The organism is Phaeobacter sp. JH20_08 (genome assembly GCF_048056635.1).
Taxonomy (GTDB): Bacteria; Pseudomonadota; Alphaproteobacteria; order Rhodobacterales; family Rhodobacteraceae; genus Phaeobacter; species Phaeobacter bryozoorum.
The window spans coordinates 161735-180773 of the sequence record NZ_JAYMVV010000001.1 but is presented as its reverse complement, the minus strand read 5'-3'; the positions used below and the strand labels follow the sequence as shown (position 1 = coordinate 180773).

15 protein-coding genes are annotated in these 19039 nt (G+C 61.8%); 7 read left to right on the top strand and 8 right to left on the bottom strand.

Annotated features, from left to right (window positions below; translation table 11 throughout):
- Window positions 1–86: 86 nt before the first annotated feature.
- The gene (locus VWY75_RS00870) at window positions 87–1229 is read right to left on the bottom strand and encodes a ParB/RepB/Spo0J family partition protein (RefSeq protein ID WP_416537916.1); all 1143 of its coding nucleotides are present in this window, start codon (window positions 1227–1229) and stop codon (window positions 87–89) included.
- Window positions 1226–2530 carry an AAA family ATPase gene (locus VWY75_RS00865; RefSeq protein WP_416535361.1) on the bottom strand — a complete coding sequence of 435 codons (1305 nt, stop codon included), beginning with the start codon at window positions 2528–2530 and terminating at the stop codon, window positions 1226–1228. The genes VWY75_RS00870 and VWY75_RS00865 overlap by 4 nt, the downstream gene beginning before the upstream one ends.
- A 580-nt stretch (window positions 2531–3110) precedes the next feature.
- Here VWY75_RS00865 and VWY75_RS00860 point away from each other — a divergent pair.
- Window positions 3111–3794, top strand: a complete 684-nt coding sequence (locus VWY75_RS00860) for a DnaA N-terminal domain-containing protein (protein WP_416535360.1) — start codon at window positions 3111–3113, stop codon at window positions 3792–3794.
- A gap of 83 nt (window positions 3795–3877) precedes the next feature.
- On the opposite strand, the gene VWY75_RS00855 is transcribed toward VWY75_RS00860, so the two are convergent.
- The 4 genes from VWY75_RS00855 to VWY75_RS00840 are packed head-to-tail and all read right to left on the bottom strand — an operon-like array spanning window position 3878 to window position 7081.
- Window positions 3878–4654: an ABC transporter permease gene (locus tag VWY75_RS00855; RefSeq protein ID WP_340547740.1), complete on the bottom strand. Its 777-nt coding sequence runs from the start codon at window positions 4652–4654 to the stop codon at window positions 3878–3880.
- Window positions 4651–5403 carry an ABC transporter permease gene (locus VWY75_RS00850; RefSeq protein WP_340547739.1) on the bottom strand — a complete coding sequence of 251 codons (753 nt, stop codon included), beginning with the start codon at window positions 5401–5403 and terminating at the stop codon, window positions 4651–4653. Before VWY75_RS00850 ends, VWY75_RS00855 begins: the two co-directional genes overlap by 4 nt.
- Before the next feature lie 9 nt (window positions 5404–5412).
- The gene (locus tag VWY75_RS00845) at window positions 5413–6192 is read right to left on the bottom strand and encodes a transporter substrate-binding domain-containing protein (protein WP_340547738.1); all 780 of its coding nucleotides are present in this window, start codon (window positions 6190–6192) and stop codon (window positions 5413–5415) included.
- Window positions 6193–6235: 43 nt separating this feature from the next.
- Window positions 6236–7081, bottom strand: a complete 846-nt coding sequence (locus VWY75_RS00840; RefSeq protein ID WP_416537915.1) for an ABC transporter ATP-binding protein — start codon at window positions 7079–7081, stop codon at window positions 6236–6238.
- Between the two features lie 104 nt (window positions 7082–7185).
- On the opposite strand from VWY75_RS00840, the gene VWY75_RS00835 reads away from it, so the two are divergent.
- From VWY75_RS00835 to tviB, 5 genes are all read left to right on the top strand, one after another.
- Window positions 7186–7833 (top strand): TetR/AcrR family transcriptional regulator, encoded by a 648-nt coding sequence (locus tag VWY75_RS00835; protein ID WP_340547736.1) that lies wholly within the window; start codon window positions 7186–7188, stop codon window positions 7831–7833.
- Window positions 7830–9017, top strand: coding sequence for a pyridoxal phosphate-dependent aminotransferase (locus VWY75_RS00830; protein WP_416537914.1), 1188 nt, complete (start codon window positions 7830–7832; stop codon window positions 9015–9017). Before VWY75_RS00835 ends, VWY75_RS00830 begins: the two co-directional genes overlap by 4 nt.
- The gene (locus VWY75_RS00825; protein WP_416537913.1) at window positions 9014–10669 is read left to right on the top strand and encodes a 5-guanidino-2-oxopentanoate decarboxylase; all 1656 of its coding nucleotides are present in this window, start codon (window positions 9014–9016) and stop codon (window positions 10667–10669) included. The genes VWY75_RS00830 and VWY75_RS00825 overlap by 4 nt, the downstream gene beginning before the upstream one ends.
- Before the next feature lie 3 nt (window positions 10670–10672).
- Window positions 10673–11455 (top strand): dimethylarginine dimethylaminohydrolase family protein, encoded by a 783-nt coding sequence (locus tag VWY75_RS00820; RefSeq protein WP_416537912.1) that lies wholly within the window; start codon window positions 10673–10675, stop codon window positions 11453–11455.
- 122 nt (window positions 11456–11577) lie between these two features.
- Window positions 11578–12849: a Vi polysaccharide biosynthesis UDP-N-acetylglucosamine C-6 dehydrogenase TviB gene (gene tviB, locus VWY75_RS00815; RefSeq protein WP_416537911.1), complete on the top strand. Its 1272-nt coding sequence runs from the start codon at window positions 11578–11580 to the stop codon at window positions 12847–12849.
- Between the two features lie 25 nt (window positions 12850–12874).
- Here the strand turns inward: tviB and VWY75_RS00810 are convergent, their stop codons facing one another.
- Both VWY75_RS00810 and VWY75_RS00805 read right to left on the bottom strand, forming a co-directional pair.
- Window positions 12875–13783 carry a MurR/RpiR family transcriptional regulator gene (locus VWY75_RS00810; protein ID WP_416537910.1) on the bottom strand — a complete coding sequence of 303 codons (909 nt, stop codon included), beginning with the start codon at window positions 13781–13783 and terminating at the stop codon, window positions 12875–12877.
- Window positions 13784–13889: 106 nt separating this feature from the next.
- A complete protein-coding gene (locus VWY75_RS00805) occupies window positions 13890–17750 on the bottom strand; it encodes a PEP/pyruvate-binding domain-containing protein (RefSeq protein ID WP_416538085.1) in 3861 nt (1286 codons plus the stop codon).
- 392 nt (window positions 17751–18142) lie between these two features.
- Here VWY75_RS00805 and VWY75_RS00800 point away from each other — a divergent pair, with 392 nt between their 5' ends.
- Window positions 18143–19024, top strand: coding sequence for a PhnD/SsuA/transferrin family substrate-binding protein (locus VWY75_RS00800; RefSeq protein WP_416535350.1), 882 nt, complete (start codon window positions 18143–18145; stop codon window positions 19022–19024).
- Window positions 19025–19039: the final 15 nt, after the last annotated feature.

Genomic DNA, 19039 nt, shown 5'->3' with positions numbered 1-19039 from the left:
CCACCCATCTGAAGCCTGGCTCAAAGAAAAAAGGCCGTCCCCGCAGGGACAGCCTCATTGATACCGTCGTGTCGGCCAGCTTAGCGCTAGGTCTGATCCCCGTCCAGAGCATCAAAGAAAGCCGTGATCGCGGCCTCAAGCCGACGCTGGTCAACCGCCGAGAAATCACGCTCCATCGCCATTTCAATCCGCCCGTCCCGCGCCAGACATCGCACCGTCCCCGCAGGGACAGAACAGCGCAGCGTGGTCTTGGCCATGCCGGCGCGCTGGCTGGTGCTGGCCTCCCTAACATCCGATGCAGGGGCCTTGAGCGCCTGCCGCAACACGGCCAGCTCTTCCTCAGCGCTCGAAAAACTCCGCTCCCTTAGGCGTTGCCGCAGCGGCTCAAGCGTGGCCGGGTTCTCCAGCAGGTGCTTCTTCAGATCCAGCCCTAATGCACGGGGGATCGCCTCGGCATAGGACAGCTCTTCTCCAATCAGTTCCAGCAGCTCTGCAAAGTGGCGAATGTAGCTGCGCTTCTGACGCCCGGCTGAGGCATAAAGCAGCGCAACAGAGTCTTCTACAGAGTCTGAATCCGTCTCTGGATCCTGCGAATAGGAGAGCGCGAGCTGCGCCATTTCGGCAAAGGAAATATCCCGGCGCACCAGGTTTTCGTCAACCATTCGCCGGTACAGACCCTGTAGCGTCTCGCCCCGCGCCACCAGTCCGGCCGGGATCAGGCGGAACTGTTCCTCTCCCGTTTCCTCGTAAAGCGCGCGATAGGCCGACAGTCGCCGGAAGCCCTGTACCAGCTGATACCCCTCGCCGTCCTCTTCCACCCGGATCGGGTTGGACAGACCAAGATCGCGGATCGACTCCTTCAACTCCTCCAGCTCAGGATCCCGGTTGACGGCGCGATCGCGGATCAGCTTGCTGGTCGAAATCAGATCCAGCGGGATCCGATCGACCACCAGACCAAGCGTCTTCAGCCGGACGAATTCATGCGCCAGGCGATCGTTCTCTGCCCGGATATTCTGCTCGACCTCCGCCCGTGTCCGCAGCGCTTCGGCGTTTTCGCTGATGGCGGTGGCCATCGGGCCACGGCGCGCCTCGCCTGAACGGAACGCCGATTTCGTCTCAAGCGCGGGGGCGCCGGGGTGCGGGTCCACCGGGGCAGGGGAGGCTGCCTCGGGCGTGGCGGGGGTGGGATCCGACGGAAAATCGATGTCGAACATTCTGCGCTTGCTCATGCCTCATCCTCCAGCTGGGCCCATGCGGTCAGGGCGTTGCCCTTGAACTCCATATAGGCCTGGTCAAAAGACGCGCGCGCCCGTCGCCAGGTCTCGCGCGTCATATCCCGGTAGTCGATTTCGTAAATCGAGCTGAGGAAGCGCCCGGATTGTTCCACCGCTCGGGTCATCTCAATCGGGTGTTCCGTCATCCGGTCGCCAAAGACCTTGACGAAGGCATCGCGCATGGCGCGGTGCAGGTCATTGCCGGATTCATAGCGGGTGAGCAGAAACCGGACCTCCTGAAACACCTTCGGCAGGCTGAACGTCCCCGCAGGGACAACCCCGTTGAACGCCGAGAGATCCTCAAGCGCCTCGGAGAGCTGGCCGATGAACGAGGTGGTGGAGTCATACTCCCAATATCCGGGACCTGACGGGATATAGAGCATATCGGCGGCGAAGACCGCATTCATAGACTGATAGCCAATGGCCGGCGGGCAGTCGAAGATCATCATGTCGTAATCGTCCGACGGCAGCTGATCGAGATAACGCGACACCGCTGCAAAGAAGGACCATTCCGGATTGAGATGGCGGTACTGCGCCGATGCAAATTCGACAAAGGCGGCATTGGCGCAGCTGGGGATCACATCAATCGTGGGCCAGCTCGTCGGCTTTACAAAATCGCTGATCCGAAGATCCTGCAGGCCCATGCCGGTGATCGCTTCTGGCAGGCGCCGCTCGGGCAGGGCGGCGCCGGACTCGGCGCCGCGCGCACTGGCGTTCATCCGTTCGGTCTCACGTACGAGGTCCCGCGCCATGATGCCCCAGACCGTATAATCTTCGGTCACATCGCTCAGCCCCATCGAATGGGACAGGGTGGCCTGCGGATCGAAGTCAACACAGAGCACACGATAACCGTCCAAGGCGGCGGCATGGGCAAAATGCAGCGCTACGGTCGATTTGCCGGCACCCCCCTTGAAGTTGGAAATCGCCACCCGCAAGGCCCGCTTGCCCGCCGGTCGCTCCGGCATCAGCGATTTGCGGTTCACCTTCAGCCGACGGCGCAGCTCATTGATTTCCTCAAGCGAATACCAACGCTGACGCCCGTCTTCCTCGACATGGCCCTGCGGCAGGCTGGGATCGGCCGCCAGCCGTCCACGCAGGGTGGACTGGTTCACCTTGAAGATCAGCTCGGCCACCTCCCAGCTAGAGAAGCGCCTCAGCGTCTTTTCCATCTTGGGAGAGAAGGTCTGCTGCCGGATCCAACTCTGCATTTTCAGGGATTGTGCCTGCATATTCGCCAGGTCTTGATGGGTAAACATCTCTGCTCCTCGATCTCTGTAGTGCGGCCTTATTCACCAAGCGGACGCTTTTTCTACCTAGAAACTCGTTTACGCCGAATTTGCAAAAAACGCAAAACCTATTATCGTAGGAATAAGCGTCCTGTCCCCGTGGGGACGTCGACAGGAATAGCGCGGCAATACCCTTTGTTTATCGGGCGATTGCGATTCGGTCGGGCTCCCGCGCCGCCGATGGGTTTTCTGGATACTCGACCCTGATATAGGGGGACGCGCCCAGAGCTGCCCCTGCATATTGGGGGACATTTTTCGATCAATAGGGGACAGCCTGTCTGTCACCCAATACCATGAATACCTATTTTTGATTCAAAAATGGAATTGGAACAGCCCCTCGGGCAACAGCGCTCTTGACAGAATCGTATCGCTGGACGCAAATCAGATAAACCAACCAAAGAACGTTGAGTTCGGATCAAAAGGACCCAGAGTTGCGACGCAGCGCAACCCACGGGCCACCCGGTCCGACAATGAACCCAACAGGATCTCGTGGCAAACATGAGACGACAGAGGCAGCCATCCACCATCGGATGGAGACAAGAGGGCAGCCATGCTTGCCAGCAAACCCGTCGGGCGTCAGGCCGCGGCACTGAAATACGATATCCTCACCGCAATGGGGACCTATGCCCTGTCTCTGGAGAAGGGGCCGCAGCGACTGGTTCTGCGGTTCATGACGCTGATGACCGCGCGCTACAACTGGCAACGCAATGAGCTGGCAGTCGGCCAGCGCGAGATTGCCCGCATGTGGTCCGTCGACGAACGCACGGTGAAACGCGAGATGGCCAAGCTGCGCGCACTCGGCTGGTTGGTGGTGAAACGGCAGGGCGCGCGGGGGCGGGTAACGGAATACGGTTTTGATCTGGAGCGGATCCTAGACGACACCCGCAGCTGCTGGGCCGCCGTCGGACCAGATTTCGATCACCGGATGCGTGGCAGCGATGAGCCGGAGAAAAACGTGGTGCCGCTGATGACCGGCACAACCGCGCCCGCACCTGATATCAGCGACGGCAGCGAGTGGAGCCTCGCGAAGGCGGTCCTGCACCAGGAGGACCCGGCCATTTACGCTGCCTGGATCCAGGCGCTGACGCGGGAGAGCAGGGCAGGGGGCCGTCTGATCCTACGCGCGCCAAGCCGGTTTCACGGAAATTACGTCACCTCACATCTGCAGGAGCGGCTGCTGGCGGCCTGTCACGATATCGATGGGGATGTGGAGCAGCTGACCATCCTGTCCTAGGTGCCTGTGAACCGGACCGGCAGGCACATGGACAAGCCCCCAAGGCGGCACCTGGGGGCTCTTTGATCTTGCTGGGCGGGTGATTATTGCCGCTGCGGGATCCGGTCCTCAAACCGTTTGAAGGCGAGGGTGATCAGCCCGGCAATCACCATATAGACAAGCGCCAGTAGCAGCAGCGGCTCATAGACGATAAACGTGTCAGACCGCACCCGCGAGGAAACCGCGTAGATGTCCAGAACCGTGATCGTGGCCACCAACGGTGTCGCCTTCAGCTGAAGGATGGTTTCGCCCCCAAGCGTTGGCAGGACGTTGCGCACCGCCTGGGGCAGCCAGATCCGGCGGAACATGGTGCCGCGTGGCATACCGTAGGCCTTGGCGGCCTCCAGCTGGCCCTTGGCAACGCCTGAGAAGGCCCCGCGCATCACCTCGCCCTCATAGCCTGCATAAGACAGGGTCAGGGCAAGCACCGCATATGGCCAGGCTTGCCGCAGATAGGGCCACAGTTCGCTGGACCGGATCCACGGGAACTGCGGGAACAGCGATCCCAGCCCATAATAGAGCAGCCATATCTGCAACAGCAGCGGCGTGCCGCGAATGACGGTGCAAAAAACCCGTGCGGGAACCGACAGATACCAGGGGCCAACCGCCTGGGCGAGGCCAAGCGGTACCGCCAGCGCAAATCCGAGGATACTGGTTACCACAAGGATCCAGATTGTCGTCCAGAGCCCTTGGAGCGCGAGCGGCGCATAGGCTGGAATCCAGTCCCAGCGCAGGGAAACCGCGCACCAGACAATTAGGCCTGCGAATAGCGCCATGAGGACAAGCCGGTGAGGCTGCATCAGAGGTTTCAGCACACTCATTGGCGGGTCTCCCGCAGGGAGGGCTGCCCACGTCTGGCCCAACGTTCAATCCAGTTGAAAATCACGCCAGAGCAGAGGGTTACCATCAGGTAAAGCGCCCCAGCCGCGAGGAAGAAAGTGAAATAAGCCCGCGTACTGCTGGCGGCCTGCCGGGTTTCCAAGGTCAGCTCGGCAAAGCCAACGATGGCCAGCAGGGCGGTGTCCTTGGTCGCGATCAGCCACAGGTTGGCCAGCCCCGGCGTTGCAAAACTCATCATGGCCGGGATGGTAACCCGGCGCATGGTCATGAAAGCGGGCATGCCATACGACCGGGCGGCCTCAATCTGGCCCGGCGGTACCGCCTTGATGGCGCCGCGCAGGACTTCGGTCGCATAGGCACCCTGCACGATGCCAAGCACCCAGATGCCTGCCACAACGCCGCTGATTTCGACCCGGCCATAGCCGAGGCCGGCGGCCAGCCTGTTGATCAGATCGGTGCCGACATAATAGAGGATCAGGATCAGCACCAGTTCGGGAACGGCGCGGATCACGGTGGTGTAAATGGCGAGCAGATCCCGCAGGATCGGCCCGCCATAGAGTTTTCCATAGGCCCCGAAAAGCCCGATAATCAGCCCCATGCCAAATGCGCCAAAAGCGATCTGAAGCGAATTGGCGAGGCCCCGTAACAGGTTGCCCCCCCATCCCGGCGGCGAGAGCGACAACAGCTGCGCGCTCTCGGCCAGACCAAACAGGTCGAGGAGTCCGGTCACGTTATGTCCTTACTCGGAGTAGATGCTGGTCGTGAAATACTTCGAGGTGATATCGGCATGGGTGCCATCGGCCAGGATAGCGGCGATCCCTTTGTTCAGGGCTGCCAGAACATCGGCGTCGCCTTTGCGCACGCCCGCGCCGACGCCTTTGCCGAGGATCGCCTCGTCATTGGCCACCGCGCCCTTGATCTCACAGCAGCTGCCCGCGTCCGAGCCGACAAAATCGGCCATGGCGATGCTATCGGCCTGGGTGGCGTCGATACGGCCGGCAAACAGATCCTGATTGGCCTCGTCCTGGGTCTGGTAGACGCGCAGTTCGGAATCTTTGAAGTATTCCTGCGCATAGGTCTGGTGAATTGTAGAGGCCTGAATGCCAATCACCTTGCCCGCCAGCGAGTCCGGGGTCGGCTCGATGTCCATGGATTTGTCGGCGACAATCACCGCCGGGGTGTTGTAGTAGGGGTCGGAGAAATCAATTGTTTTCAACCGCTCTTCGGTGATCGACATGGAGGCCATGATGGCGTCGATCTGCTGGCCGGTGAGGGAGGGTATGATGCCATCCCAGGCAACCGGCGTGATCACGCAGTCCAGTTCGGCGGCAGCGCAGACGGCATTGATAATGTCGATTTCCCAGCCCACCCACTGGCCGGATGAATCCAGCGAGGCAAAAGGCGGATAGGGTTCTGCGGCGACACCGATCTTCACCGGTTCGGCCTGGGCAATTGCCCCGCTAGCCGCCAGCAGAGTCGCAGCAAGAGCTGTGCGTTTGAGGTTTGATTTCATGGACATGACTGTCTCCCTGTTTTGTTATTTGTTTGTTCGAATGGCGAAATCATCCGACTGAGCTGAGGAACTGTTTGAGCCGCTCCGACTTTGGATTGCCGAAGACTTCGGCCGGCGGGCCCTGCTCTTCGATGCGGCCCTCAAAGAGATAGACAACATGGCTGGCAACCTCGCGGGCGAACTTCATCTCATGGGTGACCAGCAGCATGGTGCGCCCTTCGGCCGCCAGATCGCGGATGACCGTCAGCACTTCGCCCACCAATTCGGGGTCCAATGCGGATGTCGGCTCGTCAAACAGCATCACGCTGGGATCCACGGCAAGGGCGCGGGCGATGGCGGCGCGCTGCTGCTGGCCGCCGGACAGAAAAGCGGGAAAGGCATCCGCCTTGTCACCAAGCCCGACGCGGGCGAGCAGCTCATGGGCGCGGGTGATGGCCTGCGACCGGGGCACTTTCAGCACATGAACCGGCACTTCGATCACGTTTTCCAGCAGTGTGCGATGGGTCCACAGGTTGAACTGCTGAAAGACCATCGCCAGCCGGGTGCGGATACGTTCGATCTGGCGGCGGTCGGCGGGGCTTCCATCGGGGCGCATGGCGATGGTTTCGCCCGCGATGACGATTTCGCCGGAATTGGGTGTTTCCAGAAAATTGATACAGCGCAGCATGGTGGATTTGCCGGACCCGCTGCCGCCGATAATTGCCACCACATCGCCCTGTCGGGCGGTCAGGGAGACACCCTTCAAGACCTCCAGAGACCCAAAGGATTTGTGCAGGTTGCTCACCCGGATCGCCTCGGTCCGTTCCGCGGCCCGGATGTTCGCGGCACCGGCATCCGACGCGGGGACTGGGGCTGTTGAAAGCGGGGCAGGGCCAGCGGCAGCCGGATCGGGCATTTTCTATTGTCCTCATATTTCGGCTTGTAGTAAGGCTGACTTGACGTAATTATGCAAGTGTATAATTACTGAATCCCAGCAACCACTCAGCCCTTGGAGAGCCCGTGTCAGGTGAACGCCGGAAGTTTAAGCGTGCGACCGCGGAGGAGCGCAAGGACGCGCTGATTGCCGCAACGCTGGAGCTGGTGGCCGAAAAAGGCGTGCGCGGTGCCACCGTGCGCGACATAGCCGAGCGGGCGAATGTGACCCAGGGGCTGATCCGACACTATTTCTCCTCCAAGGAAGAGCTGATGACCGCGGCCTATGAACACCATATGGTCACCATCAGCGATCTCACCTATGCGCCGATCGCCGGGATCGAAGGCGACGCCCGGTCGCGTCTGGCGGGGTTCGTCGTGTCCTCGCTGCGCCCGCCCGTTGTCGAGCCGACCGCCGTGGCGCTTTGGGCGGGGTTTTTGAACAAGGTGCAGCAGGATCCCGACATGCGGCAGATCCACCAGCGCACCTATGATTATTTCCGCGACAAGCTGGGCGAGCTGATCGCCGCCGCGCTGGACGAGGCAGGGCGGCCGGTGGATACGGCGCGGCTGCATCATCTTGCGGTGGCCTGCAATGCGGTGATCGACGGGCTATGGATGGAGGGCGGTGCCTTGCCGGAGGCCTTTGACGAGGGGGAATTGCCTGCCATCGGATTGGAATCCGTCAGCGCAATTCTGGGACTGAATTTGCAGCATAAGGCGGAAGAGCCATGAGAATGACCGATGTGACCAAGCGGCTTGCGGGGCTTGGCGGGGCCAAATGGGCTGTGCATCTGACTGCGCGGGAGATGATCGCCGCGGGGGCCGATATCATCGAAATGACCATCGGCGAACCTGACGTGCCGCCCCCGGATGTGCTGATGCGTACCGCCAGCACTGCGATGGTGTCGGGCCGGACCGGTTATTCGGACGGACGTGGTGAAGCGAACCTGCGCCAGGCGCTCGCTGCGCGTTATTGCGCCAGCACGGGGCGGCCTATAGGGCCGGACAACGTCCTGTGTTTTCCCGGCACGCAGACCGCGCTTTATGCGGTGCTGATGGGTGTGGCCCAGCACGGGGACGAGGTTCTTGTCGGCGATCCGATGTATGCCACCTACGAAGGAGTGATCCGGGCAAGCGGTGCCGATATGGTGCCCGTAGCGCTTCGGGCCGAGCATGGTTTTCGGATGCAGGCCGATGATATCGCCGAGAAAATCACGCCGCGCAGTCGCGCCATCCTGCTGACGACACCGCATAATCCGACCGGGTCAATTCTGACGGTTGAGGACCTTGATGCGATTGGACGACTGGCCGAGGCGCATGATCTCTGGATCATCTCTGATGAGGTCTACGAACAGCTGGTGTTTGAAGCGGCGGAGTTTGTCTCGCCGCTGGCGCGGGCGGCCTTCTCGGAGCGGGTGATTGTTGTCTCCTCGATTTCCAAATCCCATGCCGCACCCGGATTTCGCAGTGGCTGGTGCATTGCCAGTAAAGCCTTCTGCGACGGCTTGCTGCCGCTGTCGGAAACAATGCTGTTTGGTAACCAGCCCTTCATCGCGGATATGACCGAGCTGGCCGTGCGTGACGGATCACCGGTGGCGGCGGGGATGCGCAGGCGATTTGCCATGCGTGCGGCGAAACTGGCAGAGCGGCTGCACCGCGACACGGCATTGCGGGTTCACAGCCCGCAGGCCGGTATGTTTGCGATGATTGACGTCTCGGCCACCGGTATGGATGGCGATGCCTATGCGCAGGATCTGCTCAGACGGGGTGGGGTTGCGGTGATGCCGGGATCCTCTTTTGGTGACAGTCTGCGGAGCTGGGTCCGGGTGGCGTTGACGATTGAGGATGAGGCCTTTGACCGCGCGCTGACGCGGATCGTCGATCATGCCAGCCAGCGATCGGCGGAGGTGGCATGAGCAGGTCCGCCCAAGACGCGGCACCGCACACTGTCGGCGAAGCGCTGGTTGAGGCGCTGGCAACACGGGGCGTGCGCCATGTTTTCGGCATTCCCGGTGTGCATACGGTAGAGCTTTACCGTGGGCTGGCGCACTCAGACCTGCGCCATATCACACCGCGTCACGAGCAGGGGGCCGGGTTCATGGCCGATGGCTATGCGCGGGTTTCCGGCCGACCGGGTGTGGCCTTTGTGATCACCGGACCGGGGCTGACCAATACGCTGACGCCGATGGCGCAGGCGCGGGCGGATTCGGTGCCGATGCTGGTGATATCCGGGGTCAACGCAAGCGGCTCTCTCGGTCAGGGGCTGGGCCATCTGCACGAGCTGCCGGATCAACATGCGCTGGCGCAGCTGGTTGCGCTGAGGTCCGAGCATGTGGCGGCGCCGGAGGGTCTGGCGCGGGCGCTCGATCAGGTTTTTGCACCGGTTGACGGCAGCGCGTTGTCACGTCCGGGTCCGACCCATCTGCAGGTTCCGCTGGATGTTGCAGGGGCGGCGGCGGTCCAAACCGGCCAGTCGTCGGCAACTGATGTGAACAGGGCAGGGCCGTCCGCCGCGGATCTGGCTGCAATCACGCAGCGCCTGTCGACAGCACAGCGCCCGGTGATCCTGGCAGGCGGAGGCGCGCGGTTCTGCGCCGATCAGTTGCGCCAGCTGGCGCAGCTTCTGGGCGCGCCGGTGATCCAGACCGTTAATGCGCGTGGGGTGCTGTTTGACCATCCGCTGTCGGTGCCCGCAAGCCCCAGCCTCGCCTCGGTGCGGGGGCTGATCGAGACGGCGGATACGGTGCTGGCGCTGGGAACCGAGCTGGGGCCGACCGATTACGATATGTATGCCACCGGAGTGATGCCACAGATGCCGGGGTTGATCCGGGTTGATCTCTGCGCTGAGCAGTTGGCCCGACACCCGGCTGAGCTGGCGATCCATGCGGATGTGGCGGATGTTCTTTCTGCGGTTCTCGCCGATCTGCCGTCAGTTGCCAGCCCCTCCGGCGACTGGGGCCTCACACAGGCGGGTCTGACCCGCGCGGCAGCCTGGGAGGAAATCGGCGAGGGTTACCGCGCGCAGGTCGAGGTGCTGAATGCGCTGCGCGCAGCAGTTCCGGGGGCAATCATCGTTGGCGATTCTGCGCAACCGATCTATGCGGGCAATCTCTACTACGATCATGACCGCCCAGGGGGCTGGTTCAATGCGGCCACCGGCTATGGTGCGCTTGGTTATGGCATTCCGGCCGCGATCGGCGCCGCCGTTGCGGCACCGCAGACGCCGGTTATCTGTATCGTCGGCGATGGTGGCGCGCAGTTTTCCCTGCCCGAGATCATGACAGCCGTGGATGAAGCCTTGCCGATCACGTTCGTCGTCTGGAACAACCACGGTTATCAGGAAATTGCCCGCTCGATGCAGGAGGTGGGCGTGGCTGTGGTGGGCTGTGATCCGACACCGCCGGATTTCGCTGCGGCGGCGCGGTCCTTCGGGATCTTGCATCGGGCGGTTTCCGCCGATCCGCAAGAGGTTGCCGCGGCCATCAAAGACCGCGCCGCGCAGGCAGGCCCCAGCATCATTGAGATCATCACGCCCAAATACGTGCCGACACAGGCTACAAAGGACTGAGACATGACAAACCCAACATATGAATTCTCCCGCGCCATCACCCGCCGTCCCGCGTCCAGTATCACCGACGGCCTGCGGGCCGAGGATATAGGCACGCCCGATCTGGACCGGATGCTGGCCGCTCATGCCGATTATGTTGCCGCACTGAAAAGCACGGGCGCCGAGGTGATCGAGCTGCCGCCGCTTGAGGCCTTTCCCGATGCGGTGTTTGTCGAGGACACCGCCCTCTGCCTGCCCAAGGGCGCGGTTCTGATGCGCCCCGGCGCGCCGTCGCGTCTGGGGGAGGTGGCCGAGATGGCACCGACCCTGCGGCAATGCTACAGCGAGCTGCGCGAAATCAACGGCCCCGGCTTTATCGAAGGCGGCGACATTCTTGTGACGGACCGCGAAATCCTTGTCGGTCGTTCAGCGCGGACCGATGCGGCCGGCGTGGCGGAACTGGCAGAGATCGTGTCTGACTGGGGCCACAGCCTGCGCGAGGTTTTCACGCCAGAGGGCGTGCTGCATTTCAAGACCGACTGTTCGCTGATGGACGGTGAGACCATCCTTGCCACCAAACGGCTGGACGCATCGGGCTGTTTTGAAGGCTACCGCGTGCTGCATGTCGCCGAGGGCGAAGAGGCTGCGGCCAATGCCATCCGCTACAACAACCTGGTGATCATGGCGGCAGGTTTCCCGCGCACCGCCGAGATGCTGGATCGCGAAGGCTATGAGGTTGTTCAGATCAGCAATACCGAGTGCGCCAAGCTGGATGGCGGCATGTCCTGCCTGTCACTGCGCTTCTGAACTGGCCCAAACGGTGGATCTCTCCCGGTTTCGGGAGGGATCTGGCCACATGAGGTTGAAACCTGGCGCCGCCGCCCCTTATGAAAGGCAATCGGGCAGACAAAGACCATTGAGGCGGCGGTATGAGCGGGACAGAACGGATTTGCGTGATCGGGCTTGGCTATGTCGGTCTGCCGCTTGCGGTGGAATTTGGCCGATCGCGCCCGGTAGTGGGCTTTGACATCAGCGACGACCGGATTGCGGCGCTGCGCTCAGGGCAGGACAATACCCGCGAGATCAGCGCCGAGGCGCTGGCGGCTGCGTCGCATCTGACATTGACCAGCGACCCGGCAGAGATTGCCGATTGCACGATCTTTATCGTCACCGTTCCAACACCGATCGACAGCAGCCGTCGCCCGGATCTGACGCCATTGCTGCGGGCGTCAGAAACGGTTGGTGGCGTGCTCAAACCCGGCGATCTGGTGATCTATGAATCCACGGTCTATCCCGGCGCCACCGAGGAGGACTGCGTCCCGGTTCTGGAGCGCGTGTCCGGGCTGACATTCAATCGCGATTTCTTTGCAGGCTACAGCCCCGAGCGGATCAATCCCGGCGATAAGACGCGGCGTCTGCCGGATATCGTCAAGGTGACCTCCGGCTCAACGCCTGAAATTGCGGCGCGTGTCGATGCGCTCTACCGTGAGATCGTGACGGCGGGCACCCATCAGGCCGAGAGCATCCGCGTCGCCGAAGCGGCCAAGGTGATCGAGAACAGCCAGCGCGATATCAACATCGCTCTGATCAATGAGCTGGCCAAGATTTTCAACCGCATGGATATTGATACCGAAGCAGTGCTGCGTGCTGCCGGAACCAAGTGGAACTTCCTTAACTTTCGTCCGGGTCTGGTCGGGGGCCATTGTATTGGGGTCGACCCCTATTACCTGACCCACAAGGCAGAGCAGCTGGGCTATCACCCCGAGATCCTGTTGGCAGGGCGGCGGCTGAATGACGGCATGGGAGCCTATGTGGCGAGCCAGATGGTCAAATCCATGCTGAAACGCAAGATGGCCATTGCCGATGCGCGGGTCCTTGTGATGGGGTTGACCTTCAAGGAAAACTGCCCCGATCTGCGCAATACACGGGTTATTGACGTGGTGCGCTGCCTTGAGGAATACGGTCTGACGGTGGATGTGCATGACCCCCATGCCGATCCAGATGAGGCGCGGCAGGAATACGGCGTCAATCTGGTGACAACTCCGCAGACAGGGGCCTATGACGGCATGGTTCTGGCGGTGGCCCATCAGGAATTCCGCGATATGGGGGCCGCCCGGATCCGGGCCTTGGGTCGGGACCATGCGCTGCTGTATGATCTGAAGTATGTGCTGACGCCGGACCAGTCCGACCTACGGCTCTGACCGGCCGATCAGGCTCTGAAGCGGGCTACTTCGGGACCTTTGGCAATTTGCCGCCGCGCCAATAGGCGCCGGTGTCTTCCCGCAGGGTCTCGTAGGTGCGGAACCTGTCCTGCGCCGCCTCTCCTCCGGCATCGACCAGATGGGTCAGCAGACAATCAAGCACTGCCATCGCGCCGCCATAGCCACCAAAAGGATGCAGCGTATTGTCGGCCACCAGCAGCAGGTGGTCGGGCTGCAATCCGGGCGCGATTACCTCGCTATCTGAGATGAGGATCAGCGTCGCGCCTTTGTTGCGCGCCTGTCTCAGCGCCTGCAGCGTCTCCGATGAATATGGCGCGAAGGTCATGGCAATCAGGCAGTCCCCGGCGCCGATATCCATCAGCTCGTCCACGGCGGTGCTCATGTGGCGCGGCACCAGATCAAGCCCCGGCAAGGCCATTCGTCCGACGTAGTGGAAGTAATAGGCCAATGCGTAACTGGCGCGGGTTGCAGTAACATAGCATCGTCGCGCCGAGGTCAGCGCCGCAACGATGGCCGCAGTGCGCCCGGGGGTCATCAGGCGCAGCGAGCGGGCGACGATGTTCACCTCATTGCGGGCGATGCGACCGTGGCGGGTGGTTTCGGGAGCCTGTTCAAGCCGATCGAGCCAGCCAAGGCCCAATCCGCCCTCACGCTCGGTTGTCAGCGCGGCCCGAAAGGGGGCGCGCAACGCCTCGAAACTGTTAAATCCAAGATGTGCGGCCAGTCGCACCAGAGAATTCGCGCTGACCCCTGCCTTGGTCGCCGAGACACGGATCGGATCAAGACCAAAGTCGCCGGGGGTGTCGATGATGTATTTCGCCGCCGCCGAGAGGGCGGGGGGCAGGCTGTCGATCTCGGTCTTCAGCTGGTCGAGCAGGCGATGGGTCTGTCGGGGATCAAGATGCGGGTCCATGGCCCCAGTTCAGACCGTTTGCGCGAAAAGATGCAAGATGGAACATATGTTCTTCCCCTGCCTTTGAGACCGGAAGGGTCAGGCAGGGGCAAAAACGGATGGTGGATCAGGCCGAGACCTGTTGCAGATCCGGCGTCTCGCTCGGGGTGATCGAGCCGTCCTCGCCAACCATGATCAGCTCACCATGGGACAGCTGGTCGAGCCCTTTGCAGGCCACCAGCATCAGGATGTTCTTTTCCCGCGCGACAATCGCCATATGGCTAAGCCAGCCGCCCACCTCGCTGAGGACAGCGCCGGAGCGCTGGACATAAGGAAGCCAGGCCGGGTTGATCATGCGACATGCCAGGATGTCGCCGTCCTGAAACCCGTCAAAGACCTCCGGGCCGATGGCGGTTTCGTCTTCAACCCAGAATACGCGGGCCTCCACGGTGCCGCTGCCGGCGACACAGGTGCCGCCCAGATGCCCATCAGCGGACCCTGCCTGCACGCCGAGCGAGAGCAGCTCGCAGTCACGCAGGGTGAGGCTGACATCGGTTGGCGCCGAGGCCTTGCGCAGATCTTCGACGTGTTTGCGGCTGGCGGCGCGGTCTTTCAGCAGCTCAGGTCGGGTCCAGTCGCCGGTCATGATCTCTTCCATGGTCAGGTAGAAGATCAGATCCTCCAGCTCGGTGTCGATCCCCAGGGCCAGCAACGCCCGGCGCAGCTCCGCCAGAACCCGCAGTGCCTCGTGTTTGGCCTGTTCCTTGAGGTCCTGATAGGCGATCGCAAGCTCTAGCGTGTCGCGCAGATCTTCCGGCAGGTTTGCCGGAGTGGCCACGGTGCCGCTGATCGGCTCAACCGAACTGTCGAGCAGGGAGGCCAGCAGGCCGGGTGCTTCGCTATAGCGGGGTGCCGACAGTTCGTAATCAAAGATCGAGCGATGCCCCATTAGCAACTGCGCATGGGTTTCTGCATTGGCACCGATACAGGAGGCCAGCAGGCTGGACGGGGCGTGGGGCAGTTCGGCGTGCATCAGATGGGCGCGCAGGGCCGGATCGCCTGCGGCGGCGGCGCTGGCTTCGCCCATGGTAAAGCCTGCGACAATATTCACCTTCTCCGCCTCGACATAGATGTCGGTGACAAAGAGATCGCGCAGGGTCGCAATCGCCTCGAGCTGTTTCTGGCGGGGCAGGGCGGTGTAGTCCACAGCCTGCCAGAACGCCAGCTGATCGGTGAGCTGGGGCAGCACCTCCTCGCGCATGTGGGTGATCATCGGGCGGGCCTGCCTGCGCAGCTGCTTGGCCTTGGCGGCGGTCAGTTTCAGCGTCATCTGCTCTTTTAGGCCGACATCGACGTAGGTCTTGCCAAAGAGGTTCACCAGATGACCCGCCCGGCCTTCCGGCAGGTTATAGGGGACGCTCAAGGCGCGGCAGGCCAGATCGACGCTGCCGCCCGGCGCCCAGAGGCTGCCCATCAGCGAGAAAGACAGCGGGGTTGGGCGCGGCAGCACTTCGGACATCTCATCCTGTTCCAGCAGCGGCTTATCCGGATCCACCCCGGCGTAATGGTCCAGCAGATCGCGCCATTCCTGAAGCCGGATCCGCTCAGCTTCGGTTCCAAGCGACAGGGTGGTAATGTCGCGGCTTTGCACGATCTGGAACTGGCCGTTTGCATAGGCCCATTCCACATCCTGCGGGCAGCCAAAGGTCTCCTCGATCTGGCGGCCAAGCGCCAGCAGCGGCGCCATGTCCAGCGTCTGGTCCTGATCTTCCGCCGCTGGCAAGCCCGAATAGCGGCCAAAGCGCAAGGACGTCGGGGTGACGCGGCCAGAGACCAGATCCTCGCCGCAGCCTTCGACCCATTCGATCATGCACATGCCGGGGGCCATTGGATCCTGGGTGAAGAGAACGCCGGCGTAGTCGGCCTGCACCATTTCCTGCACTACGATGTTGCCCTGATCGGTGCTGTCGCCCTCGCCCGAATAGCTGGCGGCGCGCTCGGACGAGAAGCTGGTCACAACTTCATCCAAGGCGGCGCGCATGGTCTCCGCGGTGACGTCCAGCACGGATTCGAACACTCCAGCAAAACTCTGGTCAGCGCCATCTTCGTTGCTGGCCGAGGAGCGCACGGCGACCGGCTTGCCGCCAGCCAGCCGATAAACATATGCGGCAAATGCGTCTTTTCGGGCGTCAGGCATCTCGCGATAATCGTGAATTGCATCGGAGCGCAAGACTACGCCGCCCGGCACCGGTAGCCCTGCGTTTTTGAGAATGGACAGCCGCAGCGCCTTGTTGCCGGCGTGCTCCAGCTCCTCGGTATAGCCCATCGGGATCACACCGCGCGGCAGTTTGGCGAGGCGGCGCTTGTGGGCGCGCAGCGACAGCGCCTCAGCCAGTTTGCGGTGCATGCCGGTGACATAGGCGCGCTGCATCAGCAAGAGCGTCAGGCTGAAGCAGAGATAGGCATTGGCGGCGCCCGAGAGGCTGAACACCATGGCAAAGAGCGCGGGCATGCCCAGCACCATCCACAGGGTTTTCTGGCGCTTGGTCTTGGCCACGGCCCACAGCAGATAGATGGCGGCGAGGGCGCAGAACAGCACCGGCATGATGAACAGAGGATCGGGCGCTCCGAGATCCGCCATCCACAGGAACGGGGTCTGAAGGCTGGCGCTGGCCTCTTGCGCGGCGGAGACGCCCAGCATCATCACCGGCAGGAACAGCAGCGCGGTGAGGTTCTTCATCGGCGTCAGGCCCTTGTCCTTGTAGAACGCCTGCACCGCGCGCGCCTTGCGCACCGGGTCATGGGCCAGTTTTTCCTTCAGCGCCTTCATCTCATCGGCGGTCTCACTGGTGGTGATCTGGTCGCGTTCAGATTTCAACGCCACTGGCAGGATCATGATCCGGGTGATCAGGGAGAGGGCGAGCAGACCCAGCAGGATATGGCTGCGCTCATGCACCCAGAGCAGCGCGGCGGCCAGCGCCGAGATCGCCTTGTCCCAGAGGCCGCTTTGCTGATCGGCAAGCCAGGCCTGCACATGAGGCTTCGGCTTGGGGGCTACAAAATACTCCCATGGCAGGGTGTAGCGGCCACGGAAATCGAACCCTTTCTGCGACAGCTCCAGCCCCAAAACCTGGCTCATGAAACAGCTGCGACGGTCGTAGCAGGCCGCCAGCGTTGGTTTGGTCGGATCAAGTTCACTGATGCGCTGCATCAGATCGGCGGTTGTCATCTTGCGGATCGGAATGTTCACCGCGCCGGGAAGGTGGCCCGCCTCAAAATCCCCGGGGTAGCGGGTATCGACGATCTGCAGGTCCTCGGTGTTCATCAATTCGGTGAAATCCGCGGTGCTGAGCAGCACATCACGACCGGGATATTCCGGAATGGCACGCAGGTCAGAGAGGGATTTCACGTCCTTGTCAGAGAACGCGCGCCCTTCGACAATCCATTTCTCGATGCCGCCGGCGATGAAGCTGCAGTCGATGCCCATCGCCGCCAGCTTGGCACAGGTTTCCGAGCTGCGGTTGCCGTTATGGCAGAACAGCACGACCTTCTGGCCGGGTTTGACCGGCTGGCTCTCGACGAAGTCCGGAAAACGGATATGGGTCGCGCCGGGCAGGGTGCCCATGGCATTCTCGCCGGTTTCGCGGATGTCGTAGAACAATGTGTTGCCATCCTCCAACGCGGCGGCGGCGTCGGCTGTCGACATCGCAAGCGGATGATCTGACTGGCGCGAAAAACTTGTCTCTTTCAGCGCCGCGTCCTTGATCTTGGTTCCGTCAAACTGCGCCGGCCGCATGAGGGTTGCCTGCAGGCGCGCCTGCTCCGCCGCCCGCTGGCTGCTGAATTGCCAGTAATTCATAAAGGCCAGTGTCAGCGCCGCCAGCACCAGACCGGTGATCAATCGGACCGGATAACGTGTTGCCACCGCAGAGCTCTTCGGCTTCAGACCAAGCTTCGCCGCAACCACCGCGCCGAGACCCGACATCATCGCGATCGCCACGGCCAACACCTGCGACAGGGATGATACCGATCCGATCACCAGTTCCGGTGAGGGAATGGCCCAGGCAGCAGCGGGGGCGAAGCCGGAAAAAAGGGCGGCCGCAAGCAATAGGCGGGGAACGGGTCTGCGGGAAATTATGTGGTTTTTGATCACGGGAGGTCCTGCCGGGCTTCTGCCCGATCTTCAAATTTATGATGAATTTTATAAAAGAGCGCTGAAATCGTTACTGAAACGTTAATATTCATGCCACGCTCTGAGGCGAGCCGTAAAATTATTTATACTATTTCAGGGCCACTTAACCAAATTTTCTCACTATTCAGGGTAAACAGATGCGCGAGACCACCGATCGGGCAGCGCCTGGATTCAGACTGGAGACGATGATGCATACCGCTTCGAAACATCATAATAAGCCAGCCGGCATGGGCCGCCTGTGGTTGGTATTCTGTGTCTGTCTGATGGCGCTGCTGGCGCCGATGACAGCACGCGCCGAAATAACCCTGACGTTTGGGACCTATGCCGCGGATAAACCGACGGTAACGGTTAAGAAATACCGCCCCTTCCTGACGTTCCTGTCGAACCGTCTGGGCGAGGTGCTGGGCGAAAAAGTTGTCATTCGGATGACAGTTGCCAAGGAATATCAAGAGGGTATCGACCAGCTCGCCAATGGCGAGGTGGATTTCGCGCGTTTCGGTCCGGCCTCTTATGTGCATGTGATGAAACAGAACCCCGACATCAGGATTGTTGCCATGGAATCCAAGAAGGGGCGCAAGCGTTTTAAGGGTGTGATAGTCGTGCATCGCGACAGCACCATCACTCAACTGTCGGATCTTGCGGGGCTCAGCTTTGCCTTCGGGGATGAGCTGTCGACGATCGGGCGCTACCTCGCCCAAAGCCAGCTGCTTGAGGCCGGGATCGACAGCGGTGATCTGCATACCTATGAGTACCTCGGCCGCCACGATCTGGTGGGGGAGGCGGTTGGCGCCGGAAAATTCACGGCAGGTGCCCTGAAAGAGAGCACCTACAAGAAACTGATCGCCAAAGGGGTGCCGATTCGGATCTTGGCGAGCTTTGATAATGTGACAAAACCCTGGCTTGCATCCTCGACCCTCTCGGAGGAGGTGCTGCTGGCCATGCGGGAGATCATGCTGTCGTCAGAAAATGAAGAGATCGTGCGCCGAGTGTCCAAAAACGGCTTTCTTCAGGGGGCCGACTCCGACTACGACCTGATCCGCGATGCGATGGAGCAGAGCCAGGCATTTTAGCGTCGTCACCGAGGT